Annotated in this window: 9 protein-coding genes; 3 read left to right on the top strand and 6 right to left on the bottom strand. The window is 73.0% G+C overall.

Annotated elements, in window-relative coordinates; genetic code table 11:
- Positions 1-665: 665 nt before the first annotated feature.
- Both J8403_RS33555 and sigJ read right to left on the bottom strand, forming a co-directional pair.
- Positions 666-1,448, bottom strand: coding sequence for an aminotransferase class IV family protein (locus J8403_RS33555; RefSeq protein ID WP_211126427.1), 783 nt, complete (start codon positions 1,446-1,448; stop codon positions 666-668).
- Between the two features lie 12 nt (positions 1,449-1,460).
- Positions 1,461-2,399: an RNA polymerase sigma factor SigJ gene (gene sigJ, locus J8403_RS33550; protein WP_211126426.1), complete on the bottom strand. Its 939-nt coding sequence runs from the start codon at positions 2,397-2,399 to the stop codon at positions 1,461-1,463.
- Between the two features lie 50 nt (positions 2,400-2,449).
- Here sigJ and J8403_RS33545 point away from each other — a divergent pair, with 50 nt between their 5' ends.
- A complete protein-coding gene (locus J8403_RS33545) occupies positions 2,450-2,965 on the top strand; it encodes a DUF402 domain-containing protein (RefSeq protein WP_211126425.1) in 516 nt (171 codons plus the stop codon).
- 53 nt (positions 2,966-3,018) lie between these two features.
- Here J8403_RS33545 and J8403_RS33540 read toward each other — a convergent pair whose 3' ends face one another.
- The 4 genes from J8403_RS33540 to J8403_RS33525 all read right to left on the bottom strand — a co-directional run bounded on the left by J8403_RS33540 (position 3,019) and on the right by J8403_RS33525 (position 9,056).
- Positions 3,019-4,260: an MFS transporter gene (locus J8403_RS33540; RefSeq protein WP_425519911.1), complete on the bottom strand. Its 1,242-nt coding sequence runs from the start codon at positions 4,258-4,260 to the stop codon at positions 3,019-3,021.
- A gap of 81 nt (positions 4,261-4,341) precedes the next feature.
- The gene (locus J8403_RS33535; RefSeq protein WP_211126424.1) at positions 4,342-5,796 is read right to left on the bottom strand and encodes a CitMHS family transporter; all 1,455 of its coding nucleotides are present in this window, start codon (positions 5,794-5,796) and stop codon (positions 4,342-4,344) included.
- Positions 5,797-5,918: 122 nt separating this feature from the next.
- Positions 5,919-8,150, bottom strand: coding sequence for a molybdopterin-dependent oxidoreductase (locus tag J8403_RS33530; RefSeq protein WP_211126423.1), 2,232 nt, complete (start codon positions 8,148-8,150; stop codon positions 5,919-5,921).
- A gap of 132 nt (positions 8,151-8,282) precedes the next feature.
- Positions 8,283-9,056, bottom strand: a complete 774-nt coding sequence (locus J8403_RS33525) for a TetR/AcrR family transcriptional regulator (protein ID WP_211126422.1) — start codon at positions 9,054-9,056, stop codon at positions 8,283-8,285.
- A gap of 77 nt (positions 9,057-9,133) precedes the next feature.
- Between J8403_RS33525 and hmgA the strand changes: the two genes are divergently transcribed.
- Together hmgA and J8403_RS33515 are read left to right on the top strand one after the other, a co-directional pair.
- Complete coding sequence (hmgA, locus tag J8403_RS33520) at positions 9,134-10,483, top strand: homogentisate 1,2-dioxygenase (RefSeq protein ID WP_211128564.1); 1,350 nt, start codon at positions 9,134-9,136, stop codon at positions 10,481-10,483.
- Between the two features lie 140 nt (positions 10,484-10,623).
- Positions 10,624-11,373: a GntR family transcriptional regulator gene (locus J8403_RS33515; protein WP_211126421.1), complete on the top strand. Its 750-nt coding sequence runs from the start codon at positions 10,624-10,626 to the stop codon at positions 11,371-11,373.
- Positions 11,374-11,501: the final 128 nt, after the last annotated feature.

The following is an 11,501-nucleotide window of genomic DNA, read 5'->3' as shown; positions in this document are numbered from 1 at the left end:
GAGCCCCAGGTTCGAGGGCTGGGGCAGACGCCGGATCCGCAGTCAGAGGCTGAGCCCCAAGTTCAGGGCTGGGGCAGACGCCGGATCCGCAGTCAGAGGCGGAGCCCCAGGCCCGGAGTCAGGGCCAGAGCCCCGCGTTCGGGGACTGGGACAGAGCCCCGGACCCCGAGTGTGGGGGCAGAGCCCCGAGCCCGGAGTCAGGGCCAGAGCCCCGGACCCGGAGTCTCGGGCGGAGCCCCGGGTCGGGAGCCAGGGCCAGCGCCCCAGGCCCGGGGTCAGGGGTCCGGGGCAGAGCCCCAGGGTCGGGGGCCGGGGCAGAGCCCCGAGGTCGGGGCCCGGGGCAGAGCCCCGAGGTCGGGGCCCAGGGCAGAGCCCCGAGGTCGGGGCCCAGGGCAGAGCCCCGAGGTCGGGGCCCAGGGCAGAGCCCCAGGGTCGGGGCCCAGGGCAGAGCCCCAGGGTCGGGGCCCAGGGCAGAGCCCCGAGGTCGGGGCCCAGGGCAGAGCCCCAGGGTCGGGGCCCGGGGCAGAGCCCCAGGGTCGGGGCCCGGGGCAGAGCCCCAGGGTCGGGGGCTGGGGCGGAGCCCCAGGGTCGGGGGCTGGGGCGGAGCCCCAGTTCGGGAAGGGGCGGGGAGGGGACGGCCCGCCGCAGGCGACTCGGTCCCCTGCCTACAGCGGTTCCGCTTCCGTCGCGGCGTACTCCTCACGCAGCGCGTCCAGAACGGAATGCTCCGGGTCGAACTCCACCCCGTCGATCGACCGGATCGCCCGGACCCCCACCCCCGCGTTGAGCGCGAACGCCGCGCGCAGCCCGCCGAACCGGCCACCGTCGATCCGCTCGGTGCGCTGCGGGCCGCCGTGGCCGCGGCGGAGCAGTTCCTGGGTGACCCCGGGCAGGCACTCGGCCTCCGGCCACAGCAGGCGCTCGCCGTCGAAGAACCCCACGTTCCAGGTCGCGCCCTCGGACACCGCGCCCCGCTCGTCCGTCAGCAGCACATCGTCATAGCCGTCGAGCTGGGCGAGGCGGCGCAGCCGCAACAGCCCGAACAGCCCGACGTGTTTGACCTCCGGCAGGTCCCGGCGGTGCGGTGCGGTGCGCACGCTCAGCGGTGGCAGCGAGGGGGCGGCGGCCGGCCGGGTGGTGACCAGGATCCCCGGCCGGGCCTCGGCCCCGGGCCGCTCCAGTCCGAGGTCGGGGTCGTACACGGTCACCCGGACGGTGAGCGGCCCGGTGGCGTCCGCGACGGCGCGCCGGGCCAGTTCGCGGATCCGGTCCCGGTCCGGTGCGGTGCCGAACAGCACCCCGCAGTCCCGTACCAGCCGGTCCAGATGGAGGGACAGCCCGCGTACCCGGCCGTCCTCCACCCGCATGGTGGTGAAGTGGCCGTAGTTGGTCATGGCCAGCGCCGTCAGCTCGCGGATTCCCGCCGGTTCCCCGTTCAGCTCTGTCATGGGGTCAGTCTTTCAGCCGGGCCGGACGGTCTCGGCGAGTTTGGCCAGCTTGTCCGGGTTGACCAGACCGTAGATGCCGCGCACCCGGTCGCCGCCCGGCGCGGGGTCGAGCGCGGCGGCCGCGTAGAGCGTCCCGCCGGCGAACAGGACCACCCCCGGGCCCCCGTTGAGCTGCACCGGCCGCAGGGCGAAGGTGGGCAGCTGCGCGCTGACGCCGGCCACCAGGCGGGCCACCTTGTCCCGGCCCTCGACCACGCGGAGGGCGGCACGGCGCTTGCCCCCGCCGTCGCTCCACATGACCACCTCCGGGGCCAGGACGTCCATCAGGGCGTCGAGATCGCCGCCGAGGGCCGCGTCGAGGAACCGCTCGGTGACGATCCGCTGGGTGCCGCGGTCGAGGTCGTAGCGCGGCCGCCGGGCCTCGACGCGCTCCTTGGCGCGGTGGGCGAGCTGGCGGACGGCGGCGGAGCTGCGGCCCAGGATCGCGGCGATCTCCGCGTGGTCGTAGGCGAACGCCTCGCGCAGCACGAACACCGCGCGCTGCAAGGGGGTCAGGGTCTCCAGGACCACCAGCATCGCCAGGGACACCGATTCGGTGCGGATCGCGGTGTCGGGGGTGTCCGGTCCGGTCAGCACGGGCTCGGGCAGCCAGGGGCCGATATAGCTCTCCCGGCTCCGGCGGGCGCGGCGCATCTGGGTGAGCGCGTGGTTGACGGCGATGCGCACCAGATAGGCCCGGGGGTGGGCGATCTCCCGGTCCTGGACCGCGGCCCAGGACAGCCAGGTCTCCTGGACCACGTCCTCGGTGTCGGTGACCGTGCCGAGCATGTTGTAGACGATGGAGAAGAGCAGTTCACGGTGGACGAGGAAGTCCTCGCTCCCCGCATCCGGCACCGGCCTGTCCCGCGGCCCCTCCCGGGAGGTCTTCGACGGTGATACGGGGGTCTCCATCACACCGATGGTAGGCGTCATGCCCCTCCGGCACCGCTTAGGATCGGCTCATGGCCGATCTCGTATCCGTGAACTACACCAAGTACGACGGCACTTTGCACTGGAACCTGCGGATGCGCAGGCTGGGCGAGGACGACCACGGCGTCTGGCTGGGGCTGCCCGGCGGGACGTTCATGCGCAAGGGATTCGGCCCGATGGTGCCGCTCGCCTGCGCGCATGTGATCCTCTTCCCGCGCGAGGCGTGGTGGACCGCGGTGTTCAACGCCCCGCCCCGGGACACCGAGATCTACTGCGATATCGCCACGCCTGCGAAGTGGGTCTCCTCCCACGAGGTCACGATGGTGGACCTGGACCTCGATGTGATCCGCAAGCGGGACGGCAGGACCCTGCTGGACGACGAGGACGAGTTCGCCGAGCACCAGGTGCGGTACGGCTATCCGGCGGAGGTCATCGCGGAGGCCGAGGCGGCGGCGCGGTGGCTGATGGACGCGGTCGGCGGGCGCGCCGAACCGTTCGGGAAGGCCTGTGAGCCGTGGCTGGGCATGGTCGACGGCGAGCGGCCCTGACCCGGCTCACCGTCAGCGCCCCTGACCCGGCTCACCGTCGTCCCCCCGCCGTCTCACCGGGGTGGGTGTCCCGCGCCCCGCGAGGCCGAAGTGCCCTCCGTACGCCGCTCCCTGAGCGCGGGCCGGGCCTCGCCGGGCTCGGTGAGCTCGCCGGGCTCGCCGGGCTCGCCGGGCTCGGTGGCCGGGCGCCCGCGCAGCGGCCGGACGGCTATGCCCGCCGATATCAGGAGCAGCCCGCCCAGCATGACGAAGGGGGCGGCCGTGCCCGCGAGCCCCGCGAGCACACCGGCGGAGGCGGGCGCGGCGACCTGGCCGAGCCGGTTGCCGGTCAGCCGCAGCGCGAGGGCCGTGCTGCGCGCCGCCTCCGGGGCGGCCTGGACGACGGTCGTCATCGACAGCGGCTGTCCGACGCCGAGGCAGAAGCCGAGGCCGGCCAGCAGCACCCCGAGCGCCCAGGCGGGCACCGGCAGGGCGATGCCCGCGCACAGCAGTGCGGCGCCCAGACAGCTGACGGCCATCAGCACGGTGCGGCCCATCAGCCGGATCATCGGGGTCATGGCGAGCCGGCAGGCCACGGTGGCGGCGGCACGCAGGCTGAGCAGCACCCCGACGACCGCGGGCGAGATGCCGCGCTGTTCACCGACGACCGGCAGATAGGCGGTGAGGATGTCGGTGGCGGAGAGCACGGCGAGGCTGATGAACATGCCGGAGGCGACCCCCCGGGTGGTCAGGATGGACCGTACGGACACCTTCCGGCCGGGGGCCTCCTTGGCGGGCGCGGCCGCCGTCCCGGCCGGGCGGCGCTCGATGCGCCACAGCGAGGTGCAGGAGAACGCGGCGAGAGCGGCGGAGACGAAGAGCGCTACGGCGCTGGTGCGGGCCATCGCCCCGTCGTGTTCGGAGACCACCAGACCGGCCGCGATGGGCCCGATGAGCTGGCCGAGCGAGGCGCCGATGGTGAAGTGGCCGAAGTTGCGGTCCTGTTCGTCGGAGGCGCTCTGGCGGGCCACGATGGACTGGGCGCCGATGACGAACGACAGATGGCCGAGCCCCATCACCCCGCTCCACGCGGCCATCGCGGGCAGCGATCCGGCCGTGCCGCTGAAGGCGCAGCCGGTGGCGATGAGGGCGACCCCAATGGGCAGCAGCGGGGCGCACCGGCCGTGGTCGGTGCGCCGCCCCAGCGGTACGGCGGCGAACAGCGGCAGCAGGGCGTAGATACCGGCGATCACACCGACCGCGCGGGCGTCGGCACCGAGCGCCAGGGCCCGGTAGGAGACGGCGGGCCGTGCCATGCTCACCGCCCCCTGGGTGAACGAGAAGGCGATGACCAGGCGCAGCAACCAGCCCCTACCGGGCTCTGAACTCTTCACGGGTCAGATGATGCCGAAGAGGAGACCGGCGGCGAGCACCACCAGTGAGGTGAGCACCGCCCATTTCACGGTGAACCGGGTGTGGTCGCCGAATTCGACCTTGGCCATGCCGACGAGCACGTAGACCGCGGGGACCAGCGGGCTCGACATGTGCAGGGCCTGTCCGACGAGCGAGGCGCGGGCGATCTCCAGGCTGGAGACCCCGTGCGCGGCCCCGGCCTCGGCGAGGATCGGCACGATGCCGAAGTAGAAGCCGTCGTTGGACATGAAGTAGGTGAGCGGGATGGACAGCACTCCGGTGACGATGCCCATCTGCGGGCCCATGCCCTCGGGGACGCCGTCGACCAGCCAGCGGGCCATGTGCTCGACCATGCCGGTGCCGGTGAGGACGCCGGTGAAGACGGCCGCGGCGAAGACCATTCCGGAGACGTTGACGACGTTCTCGGCGTGTGCGGCGATACGGGCCTTCTGGTCGCTCATCTGCGGGAAGTTGACGGTGAGCGCGACGGCCGCGGCGAGCAGGAAGAGGACCGGGATCGGCATGGTCTCGGTCACCATCAGGGCGAGCAGCGCGATGGTGAGGGCCGCGTTGAACCAGTAGAGCTTGGGGCGCAGGGTGGCGCGGTTCGGGTCGAGGCCCTTGAACTCGTCGTCGTCCGCGTCGGAGGCGTCCGCAGAGGCGCCGGAGCCGTTCGGGGACGGGGCCTCCGCGTCGGTGCCGGAGCCCGCGCCGCCGGTCGGCGCGGCCTTGACGCCCTTGCCGCCCTTGGCCCCCTTGCCGCCGGAGCCCGCGCCGACCAGCACCTGCTCGGGGTCGCCCGCGGTGACCTCGTCCAGCGTCAGCACGCCCAGCCGCTTGCGCTCCCGCAGACCGAGGCCGTAGGAGAGGGCGATCACGAAGAGCAGACCGGCGGCGAGGGCCGGGATCATCGGCACGAAGATGTCGCTGGCGTCGACCTTGAGCGCCGCGGCGGCGCGGGCGGTGGGGCCGCCCCAGGGCAGCGTGTTCATCACACCGTTGGCCATGGCCGCGACGCCGGTCATCACCACCAGGCTCATCTTCAGCCGCCGGTAGAGCGGCACCATCGCCGACACGGTGATCATGAAGGTGGTGGAACCGTCGCCGTCGAGCGAGACGATCGCCGCGAGGATCGCGGTGCCGACCACCACCCGCATGGGGTCCGCCTTGCAGAACCGCAGGATGAGCCGGACGATCGGGTCGAAGAGGCCGACGTCGATCATCACCCCGAAGTAGATGATGGCGAACATCAGCATGGCGGCCGTGGGTGCCAGATCGCCGACGCCCTTGAGGACGTAGTCCCCGAGGTGCGCCCCCTTCCCGACAAGCACACAGAACAGCGCGGGGATGAGCACCAGGGCGCCCATCGGGGACATCTTCTTCATCATGATCAGGACAAGGAATGTCCCGATCATGACGAAGCCGAGGATGGTCAGCATAGTTTGGCTACCTCACGTTCGCCTTTGAACTCCCCCAGTTTTGGCGGTCGAGGTGACGTTAGGTGCGGCAACTTTCCGTTAACAAGGTCTTGACGCGTGAGCAATAAGCGCAAAACCCCAGGTCAGTGCTGTAGCGAGGGCGAAACGTGCACCGGGTGGGCATTGAGCACCGCCGTACCCGAGAGCGGATCCAGCCGTGAGCCGTCGAAGAGCTGGTTGACATTGACCCCGGGGCTGGCCCCGGCCACGGACAGCCGGACACCGGCCCGGGCATGGCCCCAGCCGTGCGGCAGGCTCACCACTCCGGCCCGTACCGCGTCGGTCACCTCGACCGGCACCTCCAGCTCCCCGCCGTCGCCCTTGACCCGGGCCAGACCGCCGTCGGCCAGGCCCAGCCGGGTGGCGTCCTCGGGGTGCACCTGGAGCGTGCAGCGGTTGGTGCCGCCCATCAGGGCCGGGACGTTGTGCATCCAGCTGTTGTTGGAGCGCAGATGGCGGCGGCCGACCAGCAGCAGCCCCGAGGGCCGGTCGGCCAGCGACCGGCGCAGCCGCTCCACATCGGCGGCCAGCGGCTCCGGGCACAGCTCCACCGTGCCGCTGCGGGTCTTGAGCAGCCCGGGGACGCGCGGGCGCAGCGGGCCCAGGTCGATGCCGTGCGGATGGGCGAGCAGCTTCTCCAGGCTCAGCCCGTCGGGGTCGGCGCCGAACCCGTCGCCGTACGGGCCCAGCCGCAGCATCATGTCCAGCCGCCGCTCGGGGCCGTCCACCCCGGTCAGCCGCGCGGCCAGCTCGGCGGGCTCGCGCCCGTACACCGGCGACGCCGGGTCGGCGACCTCCTTGCCGAGCGTCCCCCCGATCGCCATCGCGTCCACCACCGCCGGATCGTCACCACTGTGCCCGCTCACGCACAGCACCAGCCGCGCCAGGATGGCGCTCTCGCTCGGCCGGTCCGCCTCCAGCGGGATCACCGGGCGGGTGTAGCGGACCTGGTTGCGCACCGACAGGCTGTTGAAGGCGTAGTCGAAGTGGGGGCTGCGGCTGGGCGGCGGCGGGGGCAGCACCACATGGGCGTGGCGCGAGGTCTCGTTGAGGTACGGATCGACGCTGACCATGAAGTCGAGCCCGGCCAGCGCCCGGTCGAGGCGGTCGCCGTCCGGTGCGGAGAGCACGGGGTTGGCCGCGAGCGCCAGCACCGCCCGTATCCGCCCCTCGCCCGGGGTCTCGATCTCCTCGGCGAGCGCGACGGTCGGCAGTTCGCCCTTGGCCTCGGGGTATCCGCTGACCCGGCTGTGCCAGCGGCCGAGCGCGAACCCCCGCCCGGGCCGCGCCGGGCGCTCCCGCCGGCCCGTGGCGGCGAGCGGGAACATCATGCCGCCGGGCCGGTCCAACTGGCCGATGAGCGCGTTGACCACATCGACCAGCCAGGTGGTGAGGGTGCCGAACTCGACGGTGGTGGAGCCGACCCGCCCGTACACCACCCCCTTGGGCGCGGCGGCCAGCTCACGGGCGAGGGTGCGGATCTCCTCGGCGGGCACATCGCACGCCTCGGCCACCGCCTCCGGCGGGAAGTCCGCGGCCAGCCGCCGCACCTCCGCCACCCCGCTGAGGTGTGTCGCGAGCGGGCCCGGGGTCACCAGGTCCTCGGCGAACAGCACCTGCACCATGGCGAAGAGCAGCAGGGCGTCGGTGCCGGGCCGGATCGCCACATGGCGGTCGGCCAGCTTGGCGGTCCGGGTGCGCCGGGGGTCGACCACCACCAGCCGTCCGCCGCGCCGCCGCAGCGCCCGCAGCCGTCCGGGGAAGTCGGGGGCGGTGCACAGACTGCCGTTCGAGTCCAGCGGGTTGGCGCCGAGCATCAGCAGATGGTCCGTACGGTCCAGATCGGGCACCGGAATGGCGTTGGCGTCGCCGTACAGCAGCCCGCTGGAGACATGCTTGGGCATCTGGTCGAGGGTGCTGGCGCTGAAGACGTTACGGCTGCGCAGCGCGCCGAGCAGCAGCTGCGGATAGAGCCCTCCGGCCACGGTGTGGACGTTGGGGTTGCCGAGCACGACCCCCACGGACTGCGGTCCGTCCTCGGCCAGCAGCGGGGCCAGCCCCTCCCGCACGGCGGCGAACGCCTCGTCCCAACTGGCCTCCTCCAGGCGCCCGGCGCGGCGCACCAGGGGGCGCCGCAGCCGGTCGGGGTCGGCGTCGAGCTCGCCGATCGCGGCGCCCTTGGGGCAGATGAAGCCGCGGCTGAAGACATCCTCGCGATCGCCACGCGCCCCGGTCACCCTCCCCTCGTCGATGGTGAGGGTCAGCCCGCAAGTGGCCTCGCAGAGCGGGCAGATACGCAGGGCAGTGCTGCTCATCGGTCTCTCCCAGGGACGGCGGCGAGGCCGCGACGACGCGCCGGACCCGGTCACCATACCGACTGGTTGGCATGTCGGGGAGGTGTCGACGGGAAGTACCGAGGAGGGCGGGAAGTGCCGATGGTCCCCGGATCAGTCCAGGACGCGGGCCAGATAGGCGCGGAGCAGCTCCTTCGTCTCCGCCACGATCGCCGGGTCGCCCTCCGGATCCACCCGGAACGCCAGCCGCAGCAGCGCGTCCGCGGCCTCCACCGCGAGCAGGAAGGCGACCCGCAGCCGCTCCTCGGCCGCCTCGTCCGCGGCGGTGTCACCGGTCCCGCCGTGGCCACCGGTCCCGCCGTGGCCACCGGCCCCGCCGGCCCCCTCGGGACCGCCGCTCGCGAGCCGGTCGGCGAGCAGCATCCGCAGCCGGTCGGCGACCAGATGGTTGGGCTGCTGCGGCTGTGCGGTGGCCGGGACCGGATTCCCGAACTCGATGAGCGCGAACCCGGGCGCCCCGCGCTTCATCGCCAGATACTCGTCGACGACGACGTCCATCGCCTCCCGCCAGCCGCCGCCCCCGCCCGTCCCGGAGCCCGGCCCGTGGTCCGGCCCGTCGTCCGGCCCGTCGTCCGGCCCGGGCTCCGAGGCGGCCAGCCGCCGGGTGATCCGCGCCGCATACTCGTCCAGATTGCGGTGGGCCAGCGCCTCGGCCATCGCCCGCTTGTTGGAGAAGAAGCGGTAGACCGAGCCGATGGGGACATTGGCGCGCTCGGCGACGGCCCGGGTGCTCAGCTCTTCATAGCTGATCTCGTCGAGCAGCTCGGCACAGGCGTCGAGGATCCGGCCGAGGCGCTCGGCGCTGCGGCGCTGGACCGGCTGACGGCGGAGGGGCGGTATGGGCACGCCCCCATCCTGCCCGATCATTGACGCGCCCGGGTTTCGATTCCTATCGTATGACAGAGGAATCCAACGGTGCGGCGGCGGAGCGGTGGGAGCGCGCGATGGGCGATGGCACGGGCATGGAGCAGGGGATCGAGCAGGCGCGGAAGACGGCCGAAGGGCTGGCGTACGCCTCCGGCTTCGGCAACGAACACAGCAGCGAGGCCGTGCCCGGCGCACTGCCCATCGGCCGCAACTCCCCCCAGCGCGCCCCCCTCGGGCTCTACGCGGAGCAGCTGAGCGGCACCGCCTTCACCGAGCCGCGCGCCACCAACCGGCGCTCCTGGCTCTACCGCATCCGGCCGTCCGCCGCGCATCCGCCGTTCACCCGGATCGCGGGCGGCGCGCTGCGCGGCGCGCCCTTCACCGAGGCCGTGCCCGACCCCAACCGGCTGCGCTGGGACCCGCTGCCGGAGCCGCCGGAGGGCACCGACTTCCTCGGCGGGCTGTGGACGCTGGGCGGCAACGGCGACGCCACCCAGCGCGCCGGGATGGCCATCCACCTCTACGCCGCCAACGCGCCCATGACCGACCGGGTGTTCAGCGACGCGGACGGCGAGCTGCTGATCGTCCCCGAGCGGGGCGGACTGCTGCTGCGCACCGAGTTCGGCCTGCTGCGCGCCGAGCCGGGGCATGTGGCGCTGATCCCGCGCGGGGTGCGGTTCCGGGTGGAGCCGCTGGAGCCGTCCGTGCGCGGCTATGTGTGCGAGAACTACGGCCGCCCCTTCACCCTGCCCGACCTCGGCCCGATCGGCGCCAACGGGCTGGCGAACCCCCGCGACTTCCTCGCCCCGGTCGCGGCGTACGAGGATGTGGAGCGCCCGGTGGAGGTGGTCAACAAGTTCTGCGGCAACCTGTGGGCCGCCACCTACGACCACTCGCCGCTGGATGTGGTCGCCTGGCACGGCAACCATGTGCCGTACGTGTACGACCTGCGCCGGTTCAATGTGCTCGGCACCATCAGCTACGACCACCCGGACCCGTCCATCTTCACGGTGCTCACCTCGCCCTCCGACACCCCCGGGCTCGCGGGCGTGGACTTCGTGGTCTTCGCGCCGCGCTGGCTGGTCGGGGAGGACACCTTCCGGCCGCCGTACTTCCACCGCAATGTGATGAGCGAGTACATGGGGCTGATCGAGGGCGCGTACGACGCGAAGACCGGCGGCAAGGGGGGCTTCGTACCGGGCGGTGGCTCGCTGCACAACATGATGTCCGCGCACGGCCCGGACCATGAGACCTTCGAACGGGCCAGCGCCGCCGAGCTGGCGCCGCACCGGCTGGACGACGGGCTGGCCTTCATGTTCGAGACCCGCTGGCCGGTCACGGCCACCCGGCAGGCGCTGGAGGCGGACCATCTCCAGGGGCGCTATGACGACGTATGGCAGGGTCTGGAACGCCATTTCCGCCCCTGACCGCCGCCGTTGACGGCGTTGGACGCCGCAGACGCCGTTGGACGCCGTAGACGCCGTTGGACGGTGCCGCTCGAAGGCATCGCAGGCCGCCGTCGAACGCCACCGTGCGGCCGCCGCCGTGACTCGTGACCGGAGACCGCGTGACCACCTTCGCCCCCGACTCCCTCGCCCTCAACCGCAAGTTGCCGCTCTGGTACCAGGTCTCGCAGTCGCTGCGGGCCTCGATACTCGGGCGGGCCCCGCACGATCCGCTCCGGCTGCCGACCGAGGACCGGCTCGCCGAGCACTACGGGGTCAGCGTGCTCACCATGCGGCAGGCGCTCAAGGAACTGGAGACCGAGGGACTCATCAGCCGCCACCGCCGCCGTGGCACCTTCATCGAGCCGAGCGCCCGGCGCGCCGCGCCGGTGCGGCTGCTGGGGTCGGTGGACGCGATCGTGGCCCAGCAGTCGGGTGAGCGGACAACCGTGCTGGAGCACGGCCCGGCGCCGGTACCGGCGGAGCTCGCGGAGTACTTCCCCGGCCTGGACGAGGCGACCGCCTACCGCCGGCTGCGCCGCGACGGCCACAGCGGCGAGCCCACCAACTGGGCCGAGAACCTGGTCCGCCCCGAACTGGCCGACCGTATCGACCTGGCGGACCTGGCCCGGTGGCCGATGACGAAGGTGCTGCGGGACGCGGTGGGGGTACGGATCAGCCGGATCACGGACACGGTGGAGGCCCGCCTGGCCGACCCCGAGACCTCCCGCCTGCTGCAGGTCCCGCTACTCAGCCCGATCCTGCACTACACGGGCGTGACGTACGACGAGAGCGGCCGCGTGGTGGACGTGGCCCGCATCCACTACCGGGGCGACCGCTTCTCCTTCTCGGTCACGGTCGAGGCCGACTAGGGGGTGTCGTCCGGCGGGCTTTGCCGCCTGCGGCGGGCTGTTCCCCTCCCCGCCCCTTCCCACAACTGGGGCTCCGCCCCAGGCCCCGCTCCTCAATCGCCGGAGGGGCTGGAAGGTGGGGCGAAGCC

This window comes from Streptomyces yatensis, assembly GCF_018069625.1.
GTDB lineage: Bacteria > Actinomycetota > Actinomycetes > Streptomycetales > Streptomycetaceae > Streptomyces > Streptomyces yatensis.
Note: the sequence above shows the minus strand (reverse complement) of the source record. Positions and strands in the feature narration are given on the sequence as shown.

Coding starts and splice junctions, on each gene's coding strand:
- J8403_RS33555 (WP_211126427.1), bottom strand. CDS start 1,448: ATGACAGAGCTGAACGGGGAACCGGCGGGAATCCGCGAGCTGACGGCG.
- sigJ (WP_211126426.1), bottom strand. CDS start 2,399: ATGGAGACCCCCGTATCACCGTCGAAGACCTCCCGGGAGGGGCCGCGG.
- J8403_RS33545 (WP_211126425.1), top strand. CDS start 2,450: ATGGCCGATCTCGTATCCGTGAACTACACCAAGTACGACGGCACTTTG.
- J8403_RS33540 (WP_425519911.1), bottom strand. CDS start 4,260: ATGGCACGGCCCGCCGTCTCCTACCGGGCCCTGGCGCTCGGTGCCGAC.
- J8403_RS33535 (WP_211126424.1), bottom strand. CDS start 5,796: ATGCTGACCATCCTCGGCTTCGTCATGATCGGGACATTCCTTGTCCTG.
- J8403_RS33530 (WP_211126423.1), bottom strand. CDS start 8,150: ATGAGCAGCACTGCCCTGCGTATCTGCCCGCTCTGCGAGGCCACTTGC.
- J8403_RS33525 (WP_211126422.1), bottom strand. CDS start 9,056: ATGATCGGGCAGGATGGGGGCGTGCCCATACCGCCCCTCCGCCGTCAG.
- hmgA (WP_211128564.1), top strand. CDS start 9,134: ATGGGCGATGGCACGGGCATGGAGCAGGGGATCGAGCAGGCGCGGAAG.